The 26,970-nt window shown below is 48.6% G+C and carries 34 protein-coding genes and 1 pseudogene; 31 read left to right on the forward strand and 4 right to left on the reverse strand.

Features of this window, described 5'->3' with window-relative positions:
• Positions 1-29 precede the first annotated feature (29 nt).
• From PJK55_RS00495 to PJK55_RS00545, 11 genes are read left to right on the forward strand one after another with little or no spacing between them, the layout of a single operon-like run.
• Complete coding sequence (locus PJK55_RS00495) at positions 30-3,644, forward strand: phage tail tape measure protein (RefSeq protein ID WP_031423003.1); 3,615 nt, start codon at positions 30-32, stop codon at positions 3,642-3,644.
• 12 nt (positions 3,645-3,656) lie between these two features.
• Positions 3,657-3,902 (forward strand): LysM peptidoglycan-binding domain-containing protein, encoded by a 246-nt coding sequence (locus PJK55_RS00500; protein WP_051829411.1) that lies wholly within the window; start codon positions 3,657-3,659, stop codon positions 3,900-3,902.
• Entirely contained in the window at positions 3,899-4,921 is a 1,023-nt protein-coding gene (locus tag PJK55_RS00505) for a phage late control D family protein (RefSeq protein ID WP_031423006.1), read from the forward strand. Before PJK55_RS00500 ends, PJK55_RS00505 begins: the two co-directional genes overlap by 4 nt.
• Positions 4,921-5,340 (forward strand): phage baseplate assembly protein V, encoded by a 420-nt coding sequence (locus tag PJK55_RS00510; RefSeq protein WP_051829412.1) that lies wholly within the window; start codon positions 4,921-4,923, stop codon positions 5,338-5,340. Before PJK55_RS00505 ends, PJK55_RS00510 begins: the two co-directional genes overlap by 1 nt.
• Positions 5,340-6,017 carry a phage tail protein gene (locus PJK55_RS00515; RefSeq protein ID WP_051829413.1) on the forward strand — a complete coding sequence of 226 codons (678 nt, stop codon included), beginning with the start codon at positions 5,340-5,342 and terminating at the stop codon, positions 6,015-6,017. Before PJK55_RS00510 ends, PJK55_RS00515 begins: the two co-directional genes overlap by 1 nt.
• Before the next feature lie 10 nt (positions 6,018-6,027).
• Positions 6,028-6,348, forward strand: coding sequence for a hypothetical protein (locus PJK55_RS00520; RefSeq protein ID WP_031423011.1), 321 nt, complete (start codon positions 6,028-6,030; stop codon positions 6,346-6,348).
• Entirely contained in the window at positions 6,335-7,447 is a 1,113-nt protein-coding gene (locus PJK55_RS00525; protein ID WP_271304472.1) for a baseplate assembly protein, read from the forward strand. The genes PJK55_RS00520 and PJK55_RS00525 overlap by 14 nt, the downstream gene beginning before the upstream one ends.
• Complete coding sequence (locus tag PJK55_RS00530) at positions 7,440-8,099, forward strand: phage tail protein I (protein ID WP_031423014.1); 660 nt, start codon at positions 7,440-7,442, stop codon at positions 8,097-8,099. The genes PJK55_RS00525 and PJK55_RS00530 overlap by 8 nt, the downstream gene beginning before the upstream one ends.
• Positions 8,096-8,380 carry a hypothetical protein gene (locus PJK55_RS00535; protein ID WP_031423016.1) on the forward strand — a complete coding sequence of 95 codons (285 nt, stop codon included), beginning with the start codon at positions 8,096-8,098 and terminating at the stop codon, positions 8,378-8,380. Before PJK55_RS00530 ends, PJK55_RS00535 begins: the two co-directional genes overlap by 4 nt.
• Entirely contained in the window at positions 8,377-8,685 is a 309-nt protein-coding gene (locus PJK55_RS00540) for a hypothetical protein (protein ID WP_031423017.1), read from the forward strand. Before PJK55_RS00535 ends, PJK55_RS00540 begins: the two co-directional genes overlap by 4 nt.
• 23 nt (positions 8,686-8,708) lie before the next feature.
• Positions 8,709-9,068, forward strand: a complete 360-nt coding sequence (locus PJK55_RS00545; protein WP_235189280.1) for a four helix bundle protein — start codon at positions 8,709-8,711, stop codon at positions 9,066-9,068.
• 49 nt (positions 9,069-9,117) lie between these two features.
• Here PJK55_RS00545 and PJK55_RS00550 read toward each other — a convergent pair whose 3' ends face one another.
• The gene (locus PJK55_RS00550; protein WP_271304473.1) at positions 9,118-9,246 is read right to left on the reverse strand and encodes a hypothetical protein; all 129 of its coding nucleotides are present in this window, start codon (positions 9,244-9,246) and stop codon (positions 9,118-9,120) included.
• Positions 9,247-9,323: 77 nt separating this feature from the next.
• Here PJK55_RS00550 and PJK55_RS00555 point away from each other — a divergent pair, with 77 nt between their 5' ends.
• From PJK55_RS00555 to PJK55_RS00590, 8 genes are read left to right on the forward strand one after another with little or no spacing between them, the layout of a single operon-like run.
• A complete protein-coding gene (locus PJK55_RS00555; protein WP_271304474.1) occupies positions 9,324-10,385 on the forward strand; it encodes an RNA-directed DNA polymerase in 1,062 nt (353 codons plus the stop codon).
• Between the two features lie 4 nt (positions 10,386-10,389).
• Positions 10,390-12,012, forward strand: a complete 1,623-nt coding sequence (locus PJK55_RS00560; protein ID WP_271304475.1) for a hypothetical protein — start codon at positions 10,390-10,392, stop codon at positions 12,010-12,012.
• A gap of 3 nt (positions 12,013-12,015) precedes the next feature.
• A complete protein-coding gene (locus tag PJK55_RS00565; protein WP_271304476.1) occupies positions 12,016-12,198 on the forward strand; it encodes a hypothetical protein in 183 nt (60 codons plus the stop codon).
• Positions 12,199-12,248: 50 nt separating this feature from the next.
• The gene (locus PJK55_RS00570; RefSeq protein WP_271304477.1) at positions 12,249-12,380 is read left to right on the forward strand and encodes a hypothetical protein; all 132 of its coding nucleotides are present in this window, start codon (positions 12,249-12,251) and stop codon (positions 12,378-12,380) included.
• A gap of 51 nt (positions 12,381-12,431) precedes the next feature.
• Positions 12,432-12,569 carry a hypothetical protein gene (locus tag PJK55_RS00575; RefSeq protein WP_161777557.1) on the forward strand — a complete coding sequence of 46 codons (138 nt, stop codon included), beginning with the start codon at positions 12,432-12,434 and terminating at the stop codon, positions 12,567-12,569.
• Between the two features lie 38 nt (positions 12,570-12,607).
• A complete protein-coding gene (locus PJK55_RS00580) occupies positions 12,608-13,147 on the forward strand; it encodes a hypothetical protein (RefSeq protein ID WP_031423024.1) in 540 nt (179 codons plus the stop codon).
• Between the two features lie 50 nt (positions 13,148-13,197).
• Positions 13,198-14,223: an N-acetylmuramoyl-L-alanine amidase gene (locus PJK55_RS00585; RefSeq protein ID WP_271304478.1), complete on the forward strand. Its 1,026-nt coding sequence runs from the start codon at positions 13,198-13,200 to the stop codon at positions 14,221-14,223.
• Position 14,224: 1 nt separating this feature from the next.
• Positions 14,225-14,494 carry a holin gene (locus tag PJK55_RS00590; RefSeq protein ID WP_271304479.1) on the forward strand — a complete coding sequence of 90 codons (270 nt, stop codon included), beginning with the start codon at positions 14,225-14,227 and terminating at the stop codon, positions 14,492-14,494.
• A 15-nt stretch (positions 14,495-14,509) separates the two neighbouring features.
• On the opposite strand, the gene PJK55_RS00595 is transcribed toward PJK55_RS00590, so the two are convergent.
• Positions 14,510-14,767, reverse strand: a complete 258-nt coding sequence (locus PJK55_RS00595; protein WP_271304480.1) for a hypothetical protein — start codon at positions 14,765-14,767, stop codon at positions 14,510-14,512.
• Positions 14,768-14,880: 113 nt separating this feature from the next.
• Positions 14,881-15,060 (reverse strand): hypothetical protein, encoded by a 180-nt coding sequence (locus tag PJK55_RS00600; protein ID WP_271304481.1) that lies wholly within the window; start codon positions 15,058-15,060, stop codon positions 14,881-14,883.
• Between the two features lie 310 nt (positions 15,061-15,370).
• Here PJK55_RS00600 and PJK55_RS00605 point away from each other — a divergent pair, with 310 nt between their 5' ends.
• From PJK55_RS00605 to PJK55_RS00615, 3 genes are all read left to right on the forward strand, one after another.
• On the forward strand, positions 15,371-15,805 hold the full coding sequence (locus PJK55_RS00605) for a hypothetical protein (protein ID WP_271304482.1): 435 nt from the start codon (positions 15,371-15,373) through the stop codon (positions 15,803-15,805).
• Positions 15,802-16,224: a DUF6678 family protein gene (locus PJK55_RS00610; RefSeq protein ID WP_271304483.1), complete on the forward strand. Its 423-nt coding sequence runs from the start codon at positions 15,802-15,804 to the stop codon at positions 16,222-16,224. The genes PJK55_RS00605 and PJK55_RS00610 overlap by 4 nt, the downstream gene beginning before the upstream one ends.
• Positions 16,225-16,327: 103 nt before the next feature.
• On the forward strand, positions 16,328-17,311 hold the full coding sequence (locus PJK55_RS00615) for an L-lactate dehydrogenase (RefSeq protein ID WP_271304484.1): 984 nt from the start codon (positions 16,328-16,330) through the stop codon (positions 17,309-17,311).
• Between the two features lie 35 nt (positions 17,312-17,346).
• Here the strand turns inward: PJK55_RS00615 and PJK55_RS00620 are convergent, their stop codons facing one another.
• The gene (locus PJK55_RS00620) at positions 17,347-18,729 is read right to left on the reverse strand and encodes an alanine/glycine:cation symporter family protein (protein WP_214760106.1); all 1,383 of its coding nucleotides are present in this window, start codon (positions 18,727-18,729) and stop codon (positions 17,347-17,349) included.
• A gap of 92 nt (positions 18,730-18,821) precedes the next feature.
• Here PJK55_RS00620 and PJK55_RS00625 point away from each other — a divergent pair, with 92 nt between their 5' ends.
• The 9 genes and pseudogenes from PJK55_RS00625 to PJK55_RS00665 all read left to right on the forward strand — a co-directional run bounded on the left by PJK55_RS00625 (position 18,822) and on the right by PJK55_RS00665 (position 26,949).
• Positions 18,822-19,094: an acylphosphatase gene (locus PJK55_RS00625; RefSeq protein ID WP_271304485.1), complete on the forward strand. Its 273-nt coding sequence runs from the start codon at positions 18,822-18,824 to the stop codon at positions 19,092-19,094.
• Between the two features lie 203 nt (positions 19,095-19,297).
• Entirely contained in the window at positions 19,298-20,617 is a 1,320-nt protein-coding gene (gene brnQ, locus PJK55_RS00630; RefSeq protein WP_271304486.1) for a branched-chain amino acid transport system II carrier protein, read from the forward strand.
• Positions 20,618-20,722: 105 nt separating this feature from the next.
• Complete coding sequence (locus tag PJK55_RS00635) at positions 20,723-21,904, forward strand: MFS transporter (protein WP_214782026.1); 1,182 nt, start codon at positions 20,723-20,725, stop codon at positions 21,902-21,904.
• 11 nt (positions 21,905-21,915) lie between these two features.
• Entirely contained in the window at positions 21,916-22,761 is an 846-nt protein-coding gene (locus PJK55_RS00640; RefSeq protein WP_271304487.1) for a DUF72 domain-containing protein, read from the forward strand.
• A gap of 9 nt (positions 22,762-22,770) precedes the next feature.
• Positions 22,771-24,117: a bifunctional metallophosphatase/5'-nucleotidase gene (locus PJK55_RS00645; protein ID WP_271304488.1), complete on the forward strand. Its 1,347-nt coding sequence runs from the start codon at positions 22,771-22,773 to the stop codon at positions 24,115-24,117.
• A 48-nt stretch (positions 24,118-24,165) separates the two neighbouring features.
• Positions 24,166-24,534, forward strand: coding sequence for a YutD family protein (locus PJK55_RS00650; RefSeq protein ID WP_074033531.1), 369 nt, complete (start codon positions 24,166-24,168; stop codon positions 24,532-24,534).
• A gap of 145 nt (positions 24,535-24,679) precedes the next feature.
• Positions 24,680-25,654, forward strand: a pseudogene (gene tnpB, locus PJK55_RS00655) (IS200/IS605 family element RNA-guided endonuclease TnpB); the annotation flags it as partial.
• Between the two features lie 214 nt (positions 25,655-25,868).
• Positions 25,869-26,174, forward strand: a complete 306-nt coding sequence (locus PJK55_RS00660; RefSeq protein WP_074033530.1) for a hypothetical protein — start codon at positions 25,869-25,871, stop codon at positions 26,172-26,174.
• Between the two features lie 103 nt (positions 26,175-26,277).
• Entirely contained in the window at positions 26,278-26,949 is a 672-nt protein-coding gene (locus PJK55_RS00665; protein ID WP_271304489.1) for a DUF975 family protein, read from the forward strand.
• Positions 26,950-26,970 lie beyond the last annotated feature (21 nt).

Consider the following 26,970-nt stretch of genomic DNA (forward strand, 5'->3'; position numbering starts at 1 on the left):
CATCACGGACGTCCAAGAGGTGAAAAAGAATGGCTAGTGCTCAAGTTTATGAAATTGCATTCCGGTTGGCCGGTATCGTAGATGGTTCTATGAAGAGCGCATTCGCCAAAGCGAACGGTGGACTAGAACAAATGGGTTCGAAATCCAAAGCGGCAGCAGGGACGATGAAAGCCCTTGGAACGGCAGCGGTCGCGACCGGGGCGGCTATTGGTGCGGTGGCGGTCGGACTCTCGGGCGCAGCCAAGAACGCCGATGCGTTCAACGGGGCGATGAAACAAGTCCAGGCTTCGACAAACATGTCCACTCGTGAAATCGCTCAACTCAAAAAGATGTCCACCAACCTTTACAACGCAAACCTCGGCGAGGATTGGAACGATCTCGCAGACGCGATTTCGAAGACGCGGAGTGTAACAAAGCTGTCCGGTAAAGAACTTGAGACGGCAACGGCGAACGCGCTTGTCTATCGGGACGTGTTCGGCGAGGATGTGACTCGTTCGATCAAGACCGCGGATACCATGATGCGAAATTTCGGCATCTCGAATACCGAAGCGTTCAATTTGCTTGCTCAAGGTGCGCAAAACGGGTTGGACAAATCGGAGGAATTGTTAGATTCCGCGAATGAGTATGCTCCATATTTTGACACGTTAGGATTCACCGCTAACCAAATGTTCGACATTTTCAATACAGGATTAGAAAATGGGGCTTTTAATTTAGATAAAGTGGGAGATTCTGTAAAAGAATTTAACATTCGTTCCAAAGATGGTTCAAAAGCGTCTGCAGAGGCATATCGTGCATTAGGTCTAGATGCTGAAAAAATGTCTCAAATATTTGCGAAGGGCGGACCTACTGCTCAAAAGTCATTCCAAGAAGTCGTAAATGCAATAGCGAAAGTAAAAGATCCGGTGAAGCAAAACGCAATTGCCGTAGGTTTGTTCGGCACACAAGCTGAAGACCTTGAGATGGACGTTCTGACGGCGATGGGTAGCGCGAGAAAGCAATTCGACATGACAAAAAACACCATGGAGAGCGTATCCAAAATCAAGTACGACACCATCGGCGATGCGTTTCAAGGGATCGCAAGACAGGTTGAAACGGGACTTATCATCCCTATCGGATCAAAAGCCCTTCCACATCTTACTAAGCTCTCCAGTTATTTAAAGGATCAAATGCCAGCGATTCAAAAGAGAATGGCGAACTTAGGAAAGACGATTGGCAACTTCACGGCCCCTCTACGTGCCGCTAAAGACATGTTGAGTGGTGACTTTGTGAGTGGTCGGAAAATCATGATGGATGTAGGTTTCGATCATAAGCAGATCGATATGTTCAAAGACCGTGTCATCATGATTCGCGATTACTTGTCAGGCGTCTCATCCATTTTCATGGACCTCGGGGCGAAGGCGACACCCGTACTCGCAAAAATAGGAGATATCGCATCGTCGGTATTCTCGGGCATTTATCAGTTCTGGTCAGAAAACGGACCACAAATAGTTGCCTTAGCGACTGGAATTTTCGGGCTCGTCGGATCGGCGATCGGTGGAGCGTTTAACGTGGTCAAAAACCTCCTGTCCATCGTTCAACCGATGGTACCGATTATTATGAACTCGGTCACTGGTTTCGCATCGAAAATTCTTAGCTTTTGGCAGACGGACGGTGCTCAAATCCTTGAAGCGGTTCAAAATATTTTCGGTGGAATCGTCAAAGTCATTCAGTTTTTGGCACCGGTCGTACTCCCGATTTTGAAAATGTTGTGGTCCACGATTTCTGGATTGGTCAATGGCGCGCTGAACGTCATCATGGGAGCGGTCCGATTGTTCACTGGTATTTTCACTGGGGACTTCTCGAAAATGTGGCAAGGAGTCAAACAGATCTTCTTCGGTGCGGTCGAATTCGTATGGAATTACATGAATCTTATGTTCGTCGGCCGAATCATCACAGGAATCAAATTGTTAGGAACTCGAGTCGTTGCATCGGTTTTTTCGATGGGACGAAATATCAAAATGTATTTCAAAGATATGTGGGCCTATGGGGTCAATATTTTTCAGACCGCAAAGACGTTCGGCGTTAATACGTTCAACGCATTGAAGGATGCGGTGGTCGGGACGGCGTCGCGAATGGCTAGCGGAATTCGAGAAAAATTTGGATTGATGAAGGATAAGGCACTTTCAGTAGTCGGAGAAATGAAGACCTCAATTTCCTCAAAATTCAACGAGATCATCGACATGGCCAAGGCATTACCAGGAAAAATGGGTCAAGGCATTCAAAACATGGCTGGAAAAGCAGTCGAAGGTGCGGTGACGGTCGGGAACAAACTTCTTTCTAAAATCGGAGGTTCTGTGAACGGGGTCATCGGTGGTCTGAACTGGGTCGGTGGGAAGCTTGGTATCAAAACGACTATCCCGACATGGGCTGTGCCGCAATACGCTAACGGTACCAAAGGTCATCCAGGGGGACCCGCAATCTTAGGTGATGGTCGAGGTGCGAATGCCGGTCCGGAAATGTATCGAACACCAGATGGCAGACTAGGATTGAGCCCTGCGAGGGACACTTTGATGAACCTGCCGAGAGGAACAGAAGTTCTCAGTGCGACAGTGACCCGGGCGATTCTTGCGAATCAGGCACCACGCTATGCACTCGGGACGATGGTAGGGAAAGTGACCGATGCCTTCAACACGGGAATGTCGTGGATCGGAGACAAAGCGGGTCAAGCAAAAGATGCAGCGTTTGACGTTTTTAGCTATCTATCGAACCCGACAGAATTATTGGCTACGATGCTTGAAAAGTTCGGAATCGAAGTCCCTAAAATTGATGGAGCACTCGGAAACCTTGCCGCCGGCGCGTTCTCAAGCGTGAAAGACCATGCACTGTCTTACATCAAAGGGCTCGTGCCAAAAATGAGTGAATCGTTAGGCGCGTCGTTTAGCGGTTCGGGGTCCGCGATGGCAAAAACAGCAATCTCTCAGGCTCTTGCGATGCTCAATAAACCAATGAGTCTACTCGGTCCCTTGATGACGATCGCCCAAAAAGAGTCCGGTTTCAACCCGAACGCGATCAATGACTGGGACATTAACGCTCAGCGAGGTGACCCGTCGGTCGGTCTGTTCCAGATCATCAACTCCACCTTCCAACGATGGAAGATGCCAGGCTACAACAATCGCCGCAATCCACTCGACTCGGCACTTGCTGCCATTCGATATATGGATGGTCGATATGGAGGCATCATGAATCATCCCGGAATCGTGAACATGATGCGTGGTGGAGGATACCTTCCGTATGCCAATGGCGGCATCATCACTCGGCCACATATGGGGCTCGTCGGCGAGGCGGGACCAGAGGCAATCATTCCTTTGTCTGGTGACAAACGAGGTGTGGCGACCAACCTACTCAGACGTGTCGCCTCGGCGTTCGGAATGGAGGTCGGAGAGAAACGAGGCGGGATGCGCGGCATCATCGACTACGTCTCTAGTAAGACGAACGCTTCCTCCAATGCTTCAAACGAAGGTATCCAGTTTGTTTATAGCCCGGTGATCAACCTTGGTGGTGACGTATCACGCAGTGAAATGGATGATGCGCTCAAGATGAGTTATGAAGATTTTACAGTCATGATGGAACGTTTCATGCGCGACAGACAGCGAAAAGCATTTTAAGGAGGGGGATAAATGCGTACCTATATGACAGTGTCGGGAGATACTTTTGATAAGATCTCTTCGAAATTCTACGGGAGCGAGTATTTGTTCCCTTTTCTTTTGAAAGAAAATCCGAAGCATCGGATGACCGTCATCTTTTCTGCCGGAGTGGTTTTGAAAATACCAGACCTTGAGATGATCGACGAATCAGAGAACCCGGATTGGTTAGACGATGAAGGATCGAATCTAGAAGTTGACGAAACGGGTGAATTCGGATGATAAAATTCGCAAGACGCGTGCAACCGCATGTGACACTGGACAATGTCGATGTCACAGGGGAAATCAAAGATCATCTGAAAGCTTTTTCGTTCACGGACAACATCTCTGGAGAGGCGGATTCAGTATCACTCACCCTTGCAGACCGAGATGGGAGATGGAGAGGAAGCCGAAGACCTAAACAGGGGTCGCAACTGAAATGTTCTTTCGGGATTTCAACGGGATGGGACGATACGAAAGTGGTATCAAGGTCGATCGGTTTGTTTGAGATTGACAGAATCCGTATCGGTGGACCGCCAAAGGAAATTAGTTTTGACGCCTTGTCGATTCCGCAGAGTTCGAGTTTGAGTAAAGCGCAAAAGACGAAAGGTTGGGAAAAGGCGAATCTGAAAAAGGTTGCAGGCGACATCGCCAGAACGAACAACATGAAATTGTATTTCTCGGCCACCGATAACCCACAATATGATCGAGTCGACCAAGAGGGGCAAACAGACCTCTCTTTTTTGATGAAACTCTGCACCGAGGCAAGTATGACTTTGAAGATTGCCGATCAGAAGCTCATCATCATGGACGAAAGGAAACTAGAGGAAGCCCAAGAGAAATTGGTGATCAACGAGAAAGACAAGGCGATCAAAGACTATTCAGGAGAGAACTCCATCACCGGGTTATATCGTAGTTGCTCCGTCAGATGGACTGACCCAAAAACGAAAAAATCGAAACGTTATACGTTCACGCCTACGAAACGACCGCAGTCCAATCGCATATTGTATGTGAATGAAGAAATCAAATCGGAAAGCGCTGCGAAAAAACTTGCGATGGCGAAACTGAGAGAAGCGAACAAAGAGGCGGTCACATTCAGTTTGAAGTTGGCCGGTTTTATAAATATTCATTCTGGAGAAACGGTACGTCTGACCGGTTTTGACTCGTTCGATGGTAAGTACATCGCCACGACAGTCAGCGCGACACTCGTCGGAGGAACAGAGACGTCCATATCGCTCAGAAAAGTATTGGAGGGGTATTGATGCGTCAAATAGATATCGGCAGAATCAGCGCTGTCTATCCCGAACGTGCGACGGCTCGAGTGCTTTTTGATGATTACGGAAGCGATGGGATTGTCTCTCGTGAACTATCGATTATTTCGAAGGGGAGCATGGGCGTCAAAGATTACTGGATACCCGAAGTGAATGAGATGGTGCTCTGTGTTTTTCTCGAGGGGTCGCAGAAACAAGGTTTTGTAGTAGGGACATTCTTTAATGACATCGATCGTGTACCGGTTTCCGCGCAACAAGTGAGACACCTCTCATTTCCAGACGGGGCATCAGTCGAATATGATACCCGTTCAAAGGTCATGTCCATCACATTGCCTGAAGGAGGAGCACTCGACGTCAAAGGTACCGTGTCGGTCGATAAATTGATTGTCAGAGAGGGAGGTGGAATTTGATGAAAATCGGAACGTTTGCTGGTGTGTCATTCGAAGTATCTGCTCAAAAAGTTCTGACGTTCGATGCGCTATCGAGAAGTGGGTCATCCCGTTGGGCGGTGCATGATATCGCACTCCAAAAGCCGTTACCGGAATTCCTAGGAGCGGGTCAGGAATCAATCAGCATGAAAATCTCGCTACATCGCTCGAAGAAGGTCAATCCAGAGAAGGTGGCGGAACAACTTCGTAAATTTCGTGACTCAGGCAAGGTGTCCACTCTCGTGATCGGAAAGAAACCGGTGACGAATGGGTTCTGGTATATCGAGGACTTGCAGGAGGATCACCGCAGAATCGATAACAAAGGGATCTCGAGCCGGATTGATTTGACCCTCAGTTTAAAAGAGTACCCGAAAGATAAGCCTATCCGACTCAAACCGAAAGCCAAGAAAAAAACTTCTACGTCGATGGCTAGCTCAGCCAAGCGTAAAGGCCCGATCGGAACAGCTACGGTCAAAGTCGGCATGCTGAACTGCAGAATGGGGCCATCGCTCAATGCGAGGATCAAAAAGGTCCTCAGACGGGGGCAACGTGTTCAAGTCTATGGTTACAAGACCGGAAGTGGTTTGACCTGGTTCAACGTCGGGGCAGGTCTATATATTTCGGCTGTATCGAAATACACGACGTTCAAGAAGAAGTGAGGTTGGATTAATGGAGGCCTATACGATTAGCAGTGCGGAAAGTCTACCGATTGATTACGGAGCGATTGGCATAGGAGCGAAAATACAAAGCGTCCGTTTTTTATTACGTTCGCTCGTCGACACATTCCCGATGGACCGTTCTTTCGGAATGGATCCGCCGATTGACGACCCTAGTGAGATGGCCCAGAACGAATGGGCAGCGCAAATCATCACGAGTATCGAGCGTAATGTCACAGGCGTTAATGTCGATGAAGTGACATTGACGCAAACTGAATTAGGTAGGCTGATTATAGTCACGGTGAAGGTGGGGATTGAAGATGGCGAGATTTAATTTACCGGACGTCGATTTTGTCGAGATCACACCGGAAGAAATTGAGGAGATCGCAGTCCGAAAGTTTGAGTCGCTACATCCGGGTGCGGCTCTCTCGGAGGCAGATCCAAGACGAAAGATGATTCAAGCGTTCGTATACGCGGCTTCAATGATTGCGAACAATATCGATTACACAGGCAAACAGAATCGCCTAGCTTTTGCTGAAGATGAATATCTCGATCATATCGGAGAAGAACGAAACATTCCACGCCTCGAACCGAAGCCGGCGGAGACGACTCTTCGTTTTGATGTAACCAACGTGGTCGATTACGTCATCCCAGCAAATACAGAAGTGACGAATGGGGTGGTGACATTCGTTCCGAAGAACGATGTTTTGGCAAAAGCGACAGATGAGTATGTTACGGTCGAAGCTGTATGTACCACTGAAGGTACAGAAGGGAATGGGATTTTGGTGGGAGAGCTCTCGACGATGAGCAACCCGATTTCTTGGGTGACGAAGGTATCAAATATCACGGTCACATCCGGAGGCTATGACTGGGAGGAGAACGATGCATACGCCGAACGTATTTATTTATCACCCGAGGGCTACTCGACGGCCGGACCAGAGTTGGCATATATCTATCATGCGAAATCTGCACATCAAGGGATTGTGGATGTGCAGGTCTTGAGCCCTTCCGAGGCGACGGTCGCCATCTATCCGTTGATGTCTGGCGGAGAGCTTGCGAATGAAGACGTCAAAACGAAAATTTTAGAGGCGTGCAATCGTCGTGACGTCCGTCCACTCACGGATCTTGTGATTGTCGAAGACCCAGAGGTCGTCTACTACGACCTCACCATCACATATTACCTGCCCGAGTATGCTCGGAGCAGACAGAGTGATTTCGATACGGCGATCGGAAGTGCGATTTCGGGATACAAGACATGGCAGCGTTCGAAGTTAGGCAGAGGCATCGACCCCGGCGAGCTCTATTCGGCTCTTTTGAAGGCGGATGCAAAACGTGTCACAGTCGAGCCGAACGTGTTCGTCTCGCTAGAAAAGAATCAGGTCGCGCGGGATCGAGACATCATTATCGAGTTCGGAGGGTTCATCGATGATTGATTTTGACAACCTCCACCTGGCAGAACTGTTACCGAAAGAATTCTTACGGGATCCCGATGCATATGCTCTGATTGAATCGATGAACGAAGTCCTTCAAGTCATCCATCAAAAAGTCGGGGCAATCGATCCGTTGACTCTCGAGTCCGGAGAGATGCTCGATTTCACGGCAGGTGAACGACGGGTAGACTTCTATGATGAAGGTGTATCGGACGAACGGAAGCGAGAATTGATTCGGAAATCAGATGATATCCACCGGAAGAAAGGGACCCCTTTTGCCGTGGAGACGGTCCTATCGACCATACTTGAAAAATCCGAGGTGCTGGAATGGTTCCAATATGGCGGGCAGCCATTCCGATTCAAAATCACGATCGATACACCGATACCGGATGAAAAAGGGTTGCCGAACGTGTTCCGCCTGATCAATCGACACAAACGAAAAACTGCTGTACTCGAGTCCTTGTTATTCAAACAGGCGGAAGGCATTTATTACGAAATCTTTTTCGACGGGGAACTGGTCTATACGAAACCCATCCTGAAGGGTGGTCTGAAACTGGTCGATCGGCTGTCTGTCAAAACGAAGACGTATCGGTCTGTCGATGAGTGGGGAATCGGGAAGGCGGTCATGAAATCAAAAACGGAGGTGACACTATGAGTGTGTCGATCGGCTATCTGAATCGTGTCAGCATGGATGTCAGCGAACGTGTCAGCCGGGTGGTCATCAATGAATCCGAAGAGGCCGAGGTTTTATCGGTCACGGCGAACGAGAACAAAACGGTATTGAAGATCGGGGGAATCGATCACTTGAACAGTATCACCTCGATCACCGTCTATGACGACCTCGACAACATCCTCTCTCGCAAGGTGACGAACATCCTCGTATCTTCCATGCAACTGGTCGAGCTCGAGATGGAGTGGGAGGTGACCAACAAATGAGCTATAACGCAAAAACCGATTGGGGACCGGATGACCCGGTGACGGAGCATGACCTGAATCGTTGGGAGAATGGAATCCTAAGTGTTCAGCAATCCGTCATCGCGTTGGAGGAGTCCCTCAACGACGGCACGAACTCGAAGTTGGCGTCCGTCACCGCGGATCTGGCCAAGGTCGTATTCGAACTATCGGTCATGAACATCGTCACCGTGAGTGATTTGAGACATGTATATGTCGATAGAATCGAACAAGAGTCGGACATCGTCATCCGATCCGGTTATTTTGAGTCCGGAAGTGTCAAAATCTAGCCTGTACGGAAGAAGGGTCATCGTTGGAACAGAAGGCATTGGCTTCAAGTGAGTTGTTGATCTACAAAAAGACAGAGACATTACTGAACGAAATCGTATACCCTCTGCTGAAGGTTTATCCGAAGGCGGAGAAATTTGGGATATGCCAAGAAATCAAACAGTCATTCTTCTCATTGCTGAGGGCGATTTCTTTGGCAAACAACGTGAAGAGCAGACGTCGTCTTCATCAAGAGGAGGCGGACGCCGAGGTGAAACTGCTACTGGTGTTGTTCAACATCTCGCTCGGTCAGCGTTACATCAATAAAAAGAAACATGCGATCATCCAGATGCGAATCGTGGAGATCGGTCGTTTGCTCGGCGGGTGGATGCGAGCAAAATCGTAAAGTTTGACTCAGGGTTGAGACTGTTTGGCTCCAACCGTTCTTATCGCGGTTACAATTCTGCCCGCAACTGGAACAACAATTCGGCGACGAACGTGAATTCGAATATTGGTTGGCGCCCCGACTTGTTTGCATTTTGATCATCGGTGCCAAGGCTACGATGACAGGCTTTGATAGACATCAAGGGAGTCCCAATCCTTGCGCGATGCGCTAAACACATGAACAGTCAATGAGCCAAGCTCGAGAGGAGATGCCCCATTGGCGCCTGTTTTTTATGAAGCATACGATAAGATTTGCGCTATCGAAAATATCGAGGAATCGTGTCGACAGCAGATGCGAGGATACAGGAAGTATAGACGTGACAACATCGTATTCGATATCGTCCGTCAACTCAATCTCATTCAAATCCGCAAGGACTTGCTCGAAGGCACCTACGAGCCAGGGGAATATATCAAGTTCAAGGTCTACGAACCGAAAGAACGTTGGGTGTCCGCCCCGAGGATTCGCGACAAGATCGTGCAATTCGCGGTTCATCGGCAGATTCATGAGAGGCTGAGATCGAAATGGATCAGCACATCATTTGGCTGCATCGACGAGAGGGGTACCCAGGCGGCGGTCGACTACGTCCAACAGATTATGCGCCTTTGCAAGCGCGAGCATGGTGACGGTTGGATTGTGAAGCTCGATGTGTCGCGGTTTTTCTATTCGATCGACAGAGAGATATTGAAACGCATCCTGATCAAATATCGGTTTGACGATAAGACTTATGGACTTCTATGCAAGATTATCGATTCGAGTCCTGAAGGGGACGTCGGTCTCCCTTTGGGTAACGTGACCAGTCAAGATTTTGCGAACGTATACCTTAACGAAATCGACCAATATGCGAAACGATACCTGAAAATCAAGTGGTACTGCCGTTACATGGACGATATTGTTTGCGTGGTTCGGACGAAACAAGAGGCGCAGGCGGTACTCGAGGATCTGAAGGGGTTCTTGCACGAGAGACTCCATCTCGACGCACATCCGAAGAAGTCGCAGATTTTCCCTTTATCACAAGGGGTGAACGCATATGGCTTCAAAATCTACACGACCCACCGTTTGGTAAGGGACGATAGCAAACGTCGTATGAAACGACGCATGAAAGTCATGGACCGGAAATTGAAAGCGGGAGAGCTGGAAGAAGGCGAGGTCGTCCAAGCGGTGAATGCGTGGCTTGGCCATGCCCGACACTCGAACAGCTACAATCTATCGAAGAAAATATTTGCTCGCTATCCATATATCAAAGTGGAGGGCGAGCATTACTTTTTAGGAAGGACGTGATCGTTTGGCAAATGGAGACTTGAAAAAACTCGGAACGCTGTATATGAACAACAGCAAGTACGCAAGACCGACACTGCCTTGGCGCAACTCAAGTGAACCATACACGGGGGCGGGGATAGGGAATATCCCAAGCTACCCTGGCGGCAATATCGAGATTCGCAACACAGGTGCCGCTGAAGCGGACCAGATTTATTGGCGAGAAGTGAACGACGGGAGTAAAAAACTCCTTATCGCTGATCGTGTGCTCTGCGTCGATGTCAGTTGGGACGCTTTAAATAGTCAAAATTTAATTTTAGGAAAGACAATTACGATTGATGGGCAACAATATTTAGTCCGTTCCTTAACGGGTGGATCGAACTACAGAACCGGGAGTGATAATTACAGTGGCGGTGCTCCTTCAAGCAATGAATGGGACCGGTTCATCACGAACGAATCGAATGTTTCGGGACTACCTTCACCCGTCTCATCAGATCTCGATTCGACTATAAACTCGACCGATAAGAGCTCGGCGCATAATCAGTTCTGGAACTGGATGGGTGTCTACTCGTGGACGCAGGAAACGTACACCGGTAACAGCTCCTTCCGTTCTTGTCGCGGTTACGGTTCTGCCCGCTACTGGAACAACTTTTCGGCGACGTACGTGACTTCGATTATTGGTTGGCGCCCCGTCCTTGAGGTTCTGAACTCTGCCCCTGCGATCTCTGGCACCGATAGCAGTTTAGGGAACAAGGTAGCCCCATTCACACAAGCATTCACGGTCAACGACGCCGACGTGGGAAACACATTCGGGGTTACAGTACGTTTAAACGGTGTGACGAAACAAACGTTGACCAATCAGAGCAACGGTTCGTTCAGTTATGATCTAGCTCCGGATTGGGCAAACCTGTCGCTCGGTACTCATACGCTAAGCGTCACAGCGACCGATAATTCTGGAGCTTCTAGCGTTAGGACGTGGACATTCACGAAAACGAACAGCCCGGCCGGAAAACCCCAGATCACGAACCTGGCGAACGGCATGCGTGTGAAGTCGCGACCGATTGTTGAATTCATGATCAATTCGGATGCAGAGTCCGACTCGCAATCGTTGAAATTGCAGATTGCAAACGACATCAATTTTACGAACTCTCTGTCGGAACAGACAGGCGGGTTTGAAATTTTGAACGAGGGGATTTGGACGTCAATCACTACGTTGGCGAACGAACATGTCGGAATCCCCTTGCGGGTTCGTGTGGACGCGGATTTACCCCTGAATACTACGAGATTCTTACGAATCACATCGGTCGATTCAGGTTCCACTTCCCCGAGCCATTCGGACCCTGTCGAAGTCAAAGTGGGGGACTCGCTTGAATTTGAGACGATTCCGGAAGTGATGGATTTCGAGCCGACAAGAATCTTCGTATTGCTCGAGAGGGTCATAGACCCGGCAGCGACGATCCGAGTTTTCGCAAGTCGTTCCGCCGATCAACCGGAGCCGGTGTGGGAAGAGATGACCTCGTCTTACGAATCGAACGTCCCGTACGAGTTCCTTGAAGCAGGGACCCGTGCAGTTGCCGTCAAAGTGACGGTCGAAGCCAATGGGGCGACCGGGATGATTGATATCAAATCCATTGCGATTGGAGTGAACTAGAACATGGCGAGAAAACTATTGAAGTCCGGAAAGTCGGCGAATGAGAAATTGGCCGAACAGGCTACAGAAATTGAACAACTCAAAGTAGAGAACCATCTTCTTACCGCAAAGCACGAGGCATCTGTCGAACGATCTGATTTTGTTGAGGAACTCATCGCCGAATTGGCGATGGTTGTCTATCAATGATCAGGGCGTTTTTATTTTGGGCTCTGAACCATTTGAAAGGAGGTGAGGATATGATGGCAATGTTTTTTGCGCAACGTGCGATTCTTGAGAAGACGGCTTACAAGGATGTACCTTCGACACTCAAACCGGCGGTAAAAGAAATCTTGGAAGAGAGTGGTCTCGGGTATTTGGCAGTCGAGTAAGCAGACTAAAAAGAGGCGGCATTCCCGCCTCTTCCTTAACGGGGGACAACGATGAAAAAAGTATTCACTTTGGCGGCGACTTTATGGGTGTTCGGATATATCAGTGAAACGACGATACGCTTGCTCTGCGCATGGGACTGGATCTCAGAGGAACAGATGCGGGTGATTTTGACATTACCGACAGATTGAGAGGCTAGCGGCAGCCCTAAAAGGGAGAGTTGTAAGACATGGCAAACGAAGCGCTGCTAGAACAACGCGTAGGACAGTTGGAAGAAGAGTTGAAGGTGCAGAAGAAAACAATTCTACGAATCGAGAAGAATGCGAAAGCGGGGGCAGACCTAGTCCCAGCCGTCGAGACACTCGAATCGAATCACATCGAATTGAAAAACTCAATCGGGAAACTAGAGAAGTCGCTCGAGTCGATGACGGAGAACGTCGCGGCACAGGCGCAAAGCAATCTCTTGATGGGAAGTCGTGTCGAGACGATTGCTTCGGACCTGAAGGAGTTCCGGTCGGAACAGGCGAAGCGTGACGGCCGACACGAGGTGACGATGGAGACCGTGATCAAACAATCCGACAAGATTCTAGACATTTTTAAGGAACAGGTGCAAGTAGACGGTCAGGTCAATGTCAAGATTGAAGAGACGAGACAGAAACGATTCGAGACAGAGCGCGAGGTCAAATCACATTATTTCAAATGGTTGCTCATCGTCACGCCGTATATCGGCGGAGGGGTAGCCGCGATTTGGCATTTCGTCATCAAGTGACGTCATCTCCGGATGGCGTCTTTTATTTTTAATCGCAAGGAGGAATCACATTGGCGAATACTCAAGCAGATGAGATTGAAATCGGCGTCGATGACGGGCATGGTCTGGCGCCCTTGACGCCCGGAAAACGAACGCCCTTCATACAATCGATTGGGCGTTTCATTCCGGAAAACGAATTCAACAGAGCGGTAGCGGCTTACTTGGTAAAAGAATTGAAACGTTGCGGGTTCAAGGTGGTCGAAACTGCGCCGGGAGACCAGGACCATTCACTCGAATCACGTGTGAAACGAGCGAATGATGCGAAGGTGGATCTATTCATTTCAATCCACTTTAACGCAGTCGATGGAAAGTTCGACGGACCTGGAAAAGATCCAGAAGGGTTTTCAGCGCACATCGACCCTTCCGGCGGTCAGTCTGAGGTGTTCGCGAAGATCGCACTCAAACATTTGGCCAAAGGGACGGTTCAAAAAAATCGAGGTGTCGTGAAGCAGCAGTTGTATGTCACGGCCAATACCAAGATGCCAGCCGTCTTGTTTGAACTTGGATTTATGGACAATAACCGTGAGGCGTTGTTGATGGTCGATAAATCATTCCAGAAAGAATGTGCGCAAGAAATTGCGATGGCGGTCTGTGAATATTACGGCGTGACATACAAACCGGAGAAGGAAACACCGCAAGTCGTCAAACCATCCGGCAAGCAAACGAAAAAAGGTGAAGCGGTCATGTTGCGCGATGTCCAAGCGTATGCCCGTCCAGAATTCGGAACACAAATCCCGACAATCATTAAAAAAGGCGAGAAACGAAACGTTTACGATGCTGAAAACGGTTGGTACCGTCTTTATGGTGGCGAGTATATACCATCGAATTATGGCAAAAACTTCATTTACACGCCCGTAAAAAAGGATGAACCTCCGGAGGACACATCTCAACCTCCGGAGGAACACAAGGTGAATTTGCGACGGGTGGTCGTCGATGGCAAACGAATCGGTTCGTTCGGTGACGAGGAAAACCTTGAAAGAAATGTATTACAAGCGTTAAGAAGCAACTTCAAAAAAATCGAAGTGGAGGACGTATGATATGGAATTCCCAGGAGAACTTTTGTTACTGGTCACCTTGATCTCGCCAGTGATCATCGGATTGAACGAGGTGGCGAAGCAAGCGGTACGTATTCCAAAGAGGATGATTCCCGTCGTCGCCATCTTTATCGGCATCTTGGTAGGGATTGCATCCGCGCCATTCACGACGGTCGATGTGTTCATCCGGATCTGGGCCGGGGCGATTGCCGGACTTACTTCTGTGGGTCTTTATGAGTCAGGAAAAGCACGTGACGGCTATACGAAGGAATAAACATATAAACCCCGCTCATGTGAGAGCGGGGACTTTTTTGTGCCTTACTTTTGGTTTCGTATACATCTTGCGACTATTCCCTCGATGAAGGGATACCCATTGCCACCAGGTTGTGTCCTTGCTTTGCACTTCGCAAAGATAGCTCATCCTGAGCGGATGTACCTCGATGACTCGGAATGAGATGTGCGGGTCGAGATTCGCCATCACTAAGCGTGAATAGATCAATTCGTATGTATCATCGTACAATAAAAATGGTTGCTCCATCGTCTGCATATCATCACCTCATATCGAGCATACGCCCTGTCCGATTTATTCGGCAATCGTCCGAATTGTGAAAGGTTGATGTGACTAAACGATGATACAATAAAAAGCCCTCATACGAGAGCTCAACCGATTTTCGTCGTATTAGAAGGAATGTCTTCAAATCTTAACTGCATCCGTTCCTCCGTTCGTGTGACCATCTCCGCCCGGACCACTTGCTCGCCCTTCTGGATCACCCGCATCCCTTCGATGTATCGCATCACTTCCATGATTTCTTCCTTCGACCCGATGATTGCCAGTTGCATGTTTAGTGCCTCCCCGTGCCGCAAACAGGTGACGTGTTGTTGCTCCTATACCCGCAGCGTAAAACGGCGAAACGAGTCAGCCCTCTCAGCCCTCAGTTCAGCCCTCAAAATTGAAACAAACTATACAAATCAATACAAACCAAAACATTAAAAATCCATTAAATAAGCGATAAAACAAAACTATTTCCTTCTATATATAGTGCAAATAAATAAGTTCGAGATGGAAGGTTCGATTGGATAATCGTGACTTAAAAACCAGCGAAGCTAAGCTTCGCTGGTTTTTTGTATAATGAAATAAGGAGGCGATAACGTGACCCATCGATTTTTATTAGAGAGCCGAGACATTTATACATTCATGAATCCCATGCTTGTCATTTGCCCGAGTTGCGGGGGACAGGCCGATGTGCGGCAGAAGAATGATGAGGTGCGCCTAAGTTGTCTTCATTGCGGTCATTTGCAAATGAAGGAGAGCGGTGCGAAGTACATCGGAGAAGCGATCGATGTTCATTTTGGTTTGCCGCTATTTTTACAAACAGGTTGTTGTGGTCATGTGTTATGGGCTTACAACCGTGAACACCTCAACTATATCAAGAATTATATCGAGGCGAAGATTCGGACGAGCGAGGGAACGAAACGTAGTCTCGAAAGTCGAATACCCGCTTGGATGAAAAGCAAGCAGAACCGTAAAGAAGTGTTACGAACGATTGAAAAATTAGAGCTTATGATAGAAGGTTCAACAGCATGAACCGACGAGAAGAACTCCAATACATAGAGAGACACCAATTGACATCGGTGATGAACGAGACTAAATGGCAACGTCTCAATCGAGCTGTCTCTGAAGTGTTGACGCATGCCCCGCCGTATCAAGTGAAATACTTAGGGGAGCATACGTTATTTCCAAGTGACTCGTTACCCGAGTATGAAATATTGTGGGGAGAGTGGGATGAAATCTGGCTGGAATCCCGTTTACGGTCTATCGAATGGATTCGTTTGCGACCAAGCGTACTGCTCTATAAAGGAGTGATTCTTGACCCAGATGTTTGTGATATGTCCACCGAACTCATTACAATTTTGGAGAGAGAAAAAATTCCGTTCATCTTCGATAATGAGACGATTCAGATTTTCGGTTATATTCGGAATACAGGAATCTTTGAACCGAAGTAGGATATTTAACGTAATCATGTATTTTTCATGCGGCTTTTGTCGTTAAAGATGGAAGAGTCGGGTATGCTAAAAAGAGAATGATATATAGAAAGGAAGGATCTACATGACACGTATTCCGCATAAAGATGATATTGACCCGAAAGACATCACTCGCATCGCCGTCATCGGTGCAGGGTGGGTCGGGGTCAGTTTTGCTTATCAATTATCGACAGCAGCCCTTTGTGAAGAGCTTGTCTTAATCGACTCGAATCATGCCAAGGCGGAAGGGGAGGCAATGGACCTGAATCACGGGATCTCGTTCGCCCCGACACCGGTCCGAATCTGGGCAGGCGATTATTCAGATTGTAAAGACGCAGATATCGTCGTCATCACGGCAGGAGCGGCGCAAAAACTCGGCCAAACACGGATGGACCTCGTCGAGCAAAACGCGAAAGTCGTTCGTACCGTGACACAAGACTTGATGAAGAGTGGCTTTGACGGCATCTTAGTCGTTGCGACGAACCCGGTCGATGTCATGGCACACGTCGCTTGGAAAGCATCGGGTCTACCGAAAGAACGTGTCATCGGTTCAGGGACTGTCCTCGATACGGCACGACTCCGCTACAAACTCGGAGACTATTTCGAATTATCTCCACGAAATTGCCACGCCTATTATATGGGGGAACATGGTGATACTGGATTTGTCGCATGGAACAACGCCCGCATCTACGGAAAGAGTATCGATGAACTATTGGCAGAGAACAAGAAGTATCAGTTTGAGGACTTGGAATTTATTTATACAGATGTGCGTGACGCTGCTTATCAGATTATCGAGTATAAGAGTGCCGCCTATTATGCAATCGGGGTCGGCTTGCTACGCATCATCCGGGCCATCGTGCGAAATGAAAACTCCGTCGTTACGATTGGGGCTCATTTAGACGGCGAGTATGGGGCGACTGACGTGCATATCGGCGTACCAGCCTTGATTGACCGAAGCGGTATTCGCAAAATCATCGAGATTGAATTGACGGACGAAGAACAACAGAAGTTTGACGCCTCGGTACAAGCCGTCAAGGCTGGAATCGAGAAAGTCGAACCGGCATCCTAAAAAAGATCCGACTGCGCAAGCAGTCGGATTGTTGGTTAAGACGCCTCTTCTTCGGCGATATCTTTCTTATAATACTTCTCGGACGTGAAGAATTCGGTCGTTAGTCGCTTCACTTCGCTACTGAGTAACAATACGGCAATCATGTTCGGGATAAGGATCATCGCGAGCATCAAGTCGAGGAAGTTCCAAATCATTTGAGCGCCTCCGATCGAACCGATGACGATGGAGACGATATAGACCGCCTTCATGATTTTTCCTGCTGTCAAACCGAACAAGTACTCGGCCTGACGCGAGCCGTAAAAGATGATGACGATAATCGTCGAGAGCACGAAGAAAATGAGGGAGATGGTGACGAGTAAACTTCCCGTATACCCAAAGTATTCACGGAAGGCGATCGTCGTCAACGCCGCCGGGTCCTCCATTGCCCCATCCGCCGTCCACACGCCTGAAGACAAGACGACGAAGGCGGTCGTACTACAAATGATCAACGTATCAATGACGATTCCGATGACGGCCCAGAATCCTTGGCGTACCGGATGATCCGTCTGCGCAGCGGCATGGGCGATTGGTGCCGTCCCTAGACCGGCTTCATTCGAGTATAGACCGCGGGCAAAACCCCAACGAATCGTTTCGGCGACTGCGGCTCCGGCGAAACCACCGAAGGCGGCCATCGGCTCGAACGCATAAGAGAAGATAAGACTGAGCACGTTTGGAATCTCAGACAAGTTCATCAACACGATGATGAGCCCGGCCCCGACGTAGACGAGTGCCATCCCAGGAACGACAATCTCGGTCACTTTCGCGATCCGTTTCAGACCACCGAAGACGATGATGCCGACAAGAACAGCAACGACAATGCCGGTGATGAGCGTATTTCCGTTAAACGTCTCACGGACTGCCGAGCTGACGGCATTGCCTTGCACCATGATACTCGGGATGAGTTCAATCATGAGGGCGAAGGCGAACCAAGTCGCAAGCCACTTCCAACGAAGGCCTTTTGATATGTAGTAGACAGGTCCACCGACAAATTCGCCGGCGTCATTCTTTTCACGATAGTGCACGGCAAGTACGCTCTCTGAGAACTTGATGGCCATGCCAATGATGGCAATGACCCACATCCAGAAGATGGCACCCGGTCCCCCGAACATGATCGCTGCAGGTACACCGATGATGTTCGCGGCCCCGACTGTTGAAGAGAGCGCTGACGTTAAGGCTTGTCTCGGGCTTATGTCGCCTTCACCTTTTGGTTTTTTAAAGATGCTACCGAATGTTTGCTTAAATATGTAGATTGGATAACGAAACTGAAAGAAACCAAGTTTGATCGTGAGAAACACACCGGATAAGACGAGTAACGAGATGATCGGCACGCCCCAAAGCCAATTCGAAAAACTCGTAACGATATCGATAACTGCATTCATATAACCACTCCAATTCCATTATTTTACTTAAATACTGTTTCCTAAAGTAAGGACCTCTAAACATCTTTGTCAAAATAAAGGAGGAATATAGAATGAGAGTCGCTAAACATTTGATTGTATCTGGACGTGTCCAAGGTGTCGGGTTTCGATATTTTTCACAAGAGACCGCTCGCCAATACGGAATCAAAGGATGGGTACGAAACTTGAATGACGGGACGGTCGAACTTCATGTAGAAGGCACGAGTGAAGATATCGAGTCATTTCAAAAAGCTTTAAAAGACGGAAATCGTTTCGTCGGCGTCGAGCGAATTGACGAAACGAAGGCAGACGATCAAGCATTCCGTAAGTTTGATATCCGCTATTAACGCTTACATCTCCCTACGTGTGAAGGGAGATTTTTTTTGTGAAATCTACATTTCAAAAAATTAAACCTCGAATTTTGGAGATGGGGTGGTCAAACGATAGGAAGTGTGTATAATGAAATAGACCAAGCGATATATTGTCAGAAAATTTAGTTATTATTTTTTTGTTAATTCGTTCGGAATATCAAGTGTATGGAGGTAGTTGTATGAAAAAATCGACATTGTTCCCGTTAGCGTTTACGATTTTTGCTTTATTCTTTGGGGCCGGGAACTTGCTGTTCCCACCAGAGCTCGGCGCCTTGGCGGGGGAAAACCTCGTACCGGCGATGATCGGGTTCGTCATTACGGGTGTCGGTTTACCGCTTCTTGCTTTGTTCGCAGTCGCTCGGGTAGGCGGCGGGACAGACCAAATTGCTCGTTATATTCCAAAGCGTCTCGCACTCGTTTTGACAGGATTGATGTATGTAGCCATCGGACCATTCTTCGGAATCCCGCGTACGGCTGCCGTCACGTATGAAATGGGACTCGTCCCGTTTCTCGATGCGCCTTCTACTTTGACACTTGCGATGAGTTCGACCGTCTTTTTCGGGTTGACGTTCTTCTTGACGCTCCGTGCTCAAAAGTTGATTGAAGTCATCGGACGCATCATCACACCAATCCTCTTGTTCTTACTCGCAGCGATTGGAATCACAAACCTCATCTCGCCTCTCGGAGAGCCGGGAGCTCCAGCAGAAGGGTTTGAGACATGGGTGGGCGCGCTCGGCCAAGGTTTCCAACAAGGCTATTTGACAATGGATGTATTCGGGGCTCTCGTCTTTGGAGCAATCGTCCTCGTCACGTTGAAAGCAAATGGGTTGAGTGACCAAAAAGAAGCGTCTTCGCTCCTTCGCTCTGCAGGCATGCTTGCCGTTACCTGTTTGATGCTCGTCTATATCTCGCTCGGTTCGATCGGTGCGAATATGACGGTCGCAGAAGGAACGACGAGTGGCGCAAGCCTTCTCCAAGCGTTCGCAGGTACGTCTTACGGACAAGTCGGAATGCTTGCACTCGGGTTAGCGGTCTTCCTCGCTTGTTTGACGACAGCAGTTGGACTCATCTCAGAGTTCTCACGCTTCATCAGCAACCAGTTTGATTCACTCAAATACCACCATGTTGTCATCGCGACTACATTGTTCGGCTATTTGATCTCGCTCGTCGGATTGGGCACGTTGATTCAAATCGCGGTCCCACTTCTCACGCTTCTCTATCCGGTCATGATCGCGCTCGTGCTCGTGTCGGTGACAGAACGACTTCAACGCAACCCTGGTGTGGCGATGAAGGCTACGATTTACACGGCACTCGTTCTTTCGTTGTTTGAGACGTGGAATGGCATCCAGCCGTCTGCGGTCACTTCTTGGATCTCAAGCTTGCCAATGGCGGAAATCGGTCTTGCTTGGGCGGTTCCAACGATGATTGTCTATGCGATCACACTCCTTCTTCCGAAGGGTGCATCGCAAGAATCACTTGCTCAGTCACGCATCTCATAAGTCTAGCCCATCCTTTGGTCAAGGATGGGCTTTTTTCTGTCTTATTGTTTGCCCATATGTGAGCTCAAACAGTAAAATGGAAAGATGAAAAGGGAGTGACATGCGTTGACAACAAAACAAAAAAATCAATTGGCGATCCTCATGTTAAATATGTTTATCGCCGTCGCCGGCTTCGGGATCATCATCCCGATTATTCCGGATTACTTAAAGATGATTGGCGAAGGGGGAACCGCCGCCGGGTTGATGATTTCCGTATTTGCGGGTGCTCAGCTCGTCATGTCACCAATTGCGGGGAAATGGGCAGACGTGTATGGTCGTCGCTTGATGATTATTTTAGGTCTCATTGGATTTACCATCTCGATGGGCGTCTTCTACCTATCGGATAATTTAACAATCTTGCTCGTATCGCGTGCCATTGGGGGAGTCGGGGCCGCGTTATTGATTCCTGCCATCTTTGCCTATGTAGCGGATATCACGACGCTCGAACAACGAGCGCGAGGGAATAGTTATATTTCCGCGGCAATGTCGCTAGGGATTGTCGTCGGACCAGGGATTGGTGGATTTTTTGCCGAGTTCGGGCTAAAGACACCATTACTCGTCTCAGCAATCGTTTCGTTCATTGCTGTCATTTCATCCGTTCTTCTTTTAAAAGAACCGGACCGTGCTCCTTACGTAGCACCGAAAATAAAGGAATCATTACCGACACAATTGGTCATGTCGACACGTAAACCATACTTCTTCGTGTTATTGATCAACTTAGTCATGGCGTTCGGACTCATGGCGTATGAATCAGTGCTTGGATTATACGTCAGTGAAATGTTCAGCGCGACGCCTCAAGAGATTGCGATCATGGTGACGGGAACGGGCGTTGTCAGTGTCATCGTCCAACTGTTCGCGGTAGACCGTTTAGTCGAGTTGATGGGAGAGGTCAAAGTCGTTCTCGCCTTCATCGCTCTCGCGGCGTTCGGTTTCCTATTATCGCTCTTCGCGGGAACGTATATGTTGTTCTTTGCAGTGACACTCGTCATTTTCTTGTCGACGTCTATCTTGCGTCCGGTATTGAACACGCTCGTCTCAAAACTTGCCGGAAACGAGCAGGGACTCGCGATGGGGATGAACAACGCCTATATGAGCATCGGAAATATTTTAGGACCGACACTCGCGGGTATTGCGTTTGATATTGATATGCGCTATCCGTTCATCATGGGGCTGGTCTTGTTGCTCATTACGTATACAGGCACATGGAACTGGTCGAAACGGAAAGCGACCGTCATTTCGGAGTCATAAAGGAGGACGCTATGATTTACGTTGGTGTGACTGGATGGGGTGACCACGATCTGTTATACACGACCCCAGAGGAACGAAAACATAAACTATCGACGTACGCGGGTCATTTCCCGACCGTTGAAGTCGATTCGACATTTTATGCGATACAACCCGTGAAAAATTTCGAGATGTGGGATGCCGAGACGCCGGACCATTTCCAATTCGTCGTCAAAGTTTCCCGGGAAATGAGCGGGCATGACCGTGAACCAAAAACGCCACTTATTGAGTTGTTTGAGCGTTATCGTGTTTCGGTCGATCCATTGAAACAGGCAGGGAAGTTACGGGCCGTGCTCGTCCAGCTTCCGCCTTGGTTCGACGTATCGAAACCACATCTCGACTATTTGCGAACACTCCGTGCCGAACTCTCTGATTATGAGATTGCCATCGAGTTTCGTAATCCGACTTGGTTCTCTGAGGCGTTCCGGGATCGTACGCTTCAATTTTTAAAGGAACAGCGATTCATCAATACGATTTGTGATGAGCCACAGACGAAAGAGAGCAGTATTCCGTTCGTGCCGGTCGTGACACACCCTGAGGTAGCCGTCGTTCGATTACATGGACGTAATACATCAGGTTGGCTTAAAAAGCCGGGCATGACGAGTCAAGAATGGCGGCACGTCCGTTGTCTATATCGCTATAGCGAGGAAGAACTTCAGGACCTCGCCGCCTCGCTCCGCGAGATTGACCGTGAAGCGAAAGATGTGTATGTATACTTTAACAACAACTCGGCCGGGGACGCGGCTCCGAACGCCAAACGTTTGATTGAAATTCTCGGGCTCGAATACGAGCTTGCACCTAGACAAATTAGTCTGTTTTAGAAGGAAGGGATGGTCGTGACGAAACTTACTATTTTTCACTACAATGATCTTCACTCAAAGTTCGACCAATGGCCGAAACTTGTTTCATTTCTAGAAGAACGGCGTACGGATGATACACTCTATTTTGATTTAGGAGATCATGCCGATCGCACACATCCGGCGACTGAGGTGACGCGCGGAAAGTTGAACGTTCGCTTACTCGAGCGACTTCAACCGACGGCCGTCACGATTGGAAACAATGAAGGCATCACGTTTCCACACGATTGGTTAGCCGATCTATATGAAGAGGCGACGTTCCCGATTTTGCTTGGGAATGTGTATGAAGCAGACGGGTCGCGACCAGATTGGGTCGAAGAAACGCTTGTTCTTGAGCGTGATGGGTTGAAAATTGGCTTATTTGGTGTCACAGCCCCTTATGAAGAGTTGTATCCCGAACTTGGTTGGCAAATCGAATCGCCTTACGAAGCGACAAAGCGAGCGTTAGAGCGGTTGGCACATTGTGATGTCATCATCGCACTCAGTCATCTCGGTTTCTTCGGGGATGAACGATTAGCAGACATGTATCCTGACATTGACGTCATCCTCGGGGCCCATACGCATCACGTTTTAGATGAAGGCGTGACGACGAACGGAGTGCTCATTGCACAAGCCGGGAAATATGGGAAGTATGTCGGGGAAGTGACGCTGACGCTCGATGAGTCAGGAGTCGTTTCGAAAGAAGCTCGCCTCCACGAACTGTCACAACAATCAGATAGTCCAGATACGTTGGCGTTGTTAGATACAGAAGGGGCAGATGCCGAACGCCTCCTTGATATCACAATTGCAGAAACTGAAGGATATGCATCTGATTGGTTCGGGCATTCTCCGCTTGGTGAGTTGCTTGTAGAAGGGATGGTCGAATGGTGTGCAGCCGATGTCGGAATCATTCCGTCCGGAGTCGTCCTAGACGGTCTCGCTCCAGGAAAAGTCACGCTGAACATGTTGCATCGGATCTGTCCACATCCAATCAACCCATGTGTCCTGACACTTGACGGTAAGACGCTCGAACGATTTTTACATGACGTAAATGAGGAAACGTTCACGAATATGCACGTCAGAGGTCTAGGATTCAGAGGCACCGTACTCGGTGAGCCGAGTTACTATCAAATCGAACAGCGGGACGGTCAGTACTATGTAATGGGAGAAAAGCTAGATTTGAATCGGACATATCGCGTCGCGACAGTCGATATGTTGACGTTTGGCCCGCTCCTTCCATACTTAGCAGACCAGCCGAAGCGATATTTCATGCCGGAATTACTAAGGGATGTGTTGCGAGAGACAATTGTCGCTCGTCATGAGGTCATTCGAAAAGGATAGAGCCGTCATAGCGGGACATGCTATGATAGTAGAGTGGAGGTGGGAGCGATGATTCGAGTGAATCGCCACGGATATACCGTTTTAGAAGAGAAGCGCGACGGATTTGATGAAGAAGCGTTTATCGCACGGTATAGTGACGTGCTTGATAAATACGACTATATTGTCGGTGACTGGGGACACGGACAGCTACGTTTGAAAGGGTTCTATGAACCGCAATCAAAGTTAGCGACGTATGAGAACCGGATCGATCACGTGATGGACTATGTATACGAGTATTGTAATTTCGGATGTCCTTATTTCGTTCTGAAGAAAGAGACGGACATTAACGAAGAAGAGAGTGGTCCTGTCTTTGGTGGAACGAAGCAGAAACTGAAGTTGAAGCGGAAGTTTAACAAGACTGAAGAGACGAATGCGTAAAGTGCTGAGCGATCAGCACTTTTTTTTATCAAAATTAGGCGAGAATACGCCCACTTCTAAACGTTAAGGACAGGGCTTGTGTGAAAGTGGGAGATGAATCGCCAACCTGTCTTTGGGGTATGATTTCTTCAAGGAGGTGAATATCATGGTGAAGCACAAGGCTTACAAGTTCCGGATCTATCCGACGAAGGAACAGGAAATTCTGATCGCCAAGACGATCGGCTGTTCGCGTTTCGTGTTCAACCATTTCCTATCGAAATGGGACGCGGCCTATGAAACGACCGGTAAGGGACTGTCGTATGATGCCTGCTCGAAAGCACTTTCCATACTCAAGCAAGAGTTCGAGTGGCTGAAGGAGGTCGATAGCACGTCTATCCAAGCGAGCGTCCGACACCTGGCCGATGCGTTTGATCGTTTCTTCAAGAAGCAGAACGAGCGACCCCGATTCAAGTCGAAGCGAAACCCCGTGCAATCCTATAAGACGAACATCCAGGGCAAGTCCCAGCTCCCCGAGGTCTCGATCGTCGGGAACACACTCAAACTCCCCAAGCTGAAATGGGTGCGGTTCGCCAACTCGAGACAGGTCGAGGGTCGCATCCTGAACGCCACGATCCGACGCACGGCTTCGGGCAAATATTTCGTCTCCCTGCTTGCAGAGCAGGAGATCGGTGAACTGCCGAAGACCGGTTCATCGGTCGGCGTGGACGTCGGATTGAAGCACTTCGCCATCCTATCAAACGGAACCGTATACAAGAACGACCGTTATTTCCGTACGCTCGAGAAGAAGCTGGCTAGAGAACAACGCAAGTTATCCCGTCGTCAGCGCATCGCCCTGAACAAGAGGGTGACACTCTCCGAGGCGAAGAACTACCAGAAGCAGAAGCGGAAGGTCGCCCGTATCCACGAGAAGATCGCCAACAGACGCACCGACTTCCTGCACAAGGTGTCGACCGAGATCGTCAAAAACCACGACGTCATCGGCATCGAGACCCTGCAGGTGAAGGACATGCAGCAGGACTGCTAGTTGAGCAAGTCAATCTCCGAGGTCAGCTGGTCAGCGTTCTTTCGCATGCTCGAGTATAAGGCCGACTGGTACGGGAAGACCGTCGGGACGACGGGGCTAGCCTGATCAGGTTTCTCTCGTTAGAGAGGACAACTCAGGAATCCCCCACCTCTCAGCGAAGCGTAGGTAGGGGTAGTTCAAATTACAGTTAATTTCCAAATATTTCGTTTAGGTAAAAAAGTCATGACTTTGAGTTTAAAGGTTGGAAAATGTGATAAATTGTCATTAAGGATAGCTACGTAGTTTTGGTTTTTTCGAGTGAGGTGATTGGATGCAACATGTGCAAACGACCGTCGGGGATCGGGATGACGTCCATAATCGAATTCATAATCTCGGACTAGGGATACTGGCCATGTTCTTTTTTGGCTTTCATATCATGATGACCTTCTATTTTACGGCGGCAGTCATTCTTTTTGAACTCATTCATGTGTTGATCGTCCGTCGCTTTGAATACAGCCACTCTTTTTTACGGAGTCGCGTCTTCAAAGTTACGTCTCACCTTGCGTTTTCGCTCGGAGTGCTCTTGTTGATCTTATCCATGTCTCAGTTCTTTTTAGGTAACGTAATGATTCGTTAAGCGGAAAGGAAAAAATCCTTTCCCTTTTTTTATGTTTTTTTGAAACGTCCTTCAACCTTTTCACGTACACTGTAGAGAAGACTATAAAAAAGGATGGGTTACAATGAGATCTGAATGGAAACAACATGCACGACAAGCACTGAAAGGAAAATGGTGGCTCATGGCTGGATTGGCGCTTTTGTTTGTCATCGTCAACGGAATTCCACAGTGGTTCGCTCCTGAAATGGATCCCAACTCACCAGAAGCGTTCACATCGACAGACGCCACGTTAAGTTTCGTGTCGACAATTCTTCAAATCTTGATTGCGCCACTTGCCATCGGTTGGTCATGGCTCGCGCTTAACGTATCACGCGGAAATGGCGCGTCACTCTCGACAATGTTCAAACCGTTTCAAACACGTTACGTGAAACATGTCATCACTTCATTTGTGATGAGCCTCTTTATCGTATTATGGACACTGTTATTGATTGTACCTGGAATCATCAAAGGATTTTCGTACTCGCTTACGCCGTATATCTTACGCGATCAGCCTGAGCTTTCGGCACTTGAATCGATCACGGAATCGCGTCGTCTCATGGACGGGCACAAGATGGAAGCATTCATGCTCTTCTTGTCGTTCTTCGGATGGTTCCTCGTCGGGATTTTGACGCTCGGGATTGGGTTCTTCTTTATCGGACCTTACTTCTCGACAACGTATGCGACGTTCTATGACTCGATTCGCGACAATCAAGTTGGTTCGGAAGAGCCGGTACACGGAACGGAACAAGGATTCTAATCAACAAAACGCCTCGCTCAT

Source organism: Exiguobacterium sp. MMG028 (assembly GCF_027947425.1).
In the GTDB taxonomy this organism is placed as follows: Bacteria; Bacillota; Bacilli; order Exiguobacteriales; family Exiguobacteriaceae; genus Exiguobacterium; species Exiguobacterium aestuarii_A.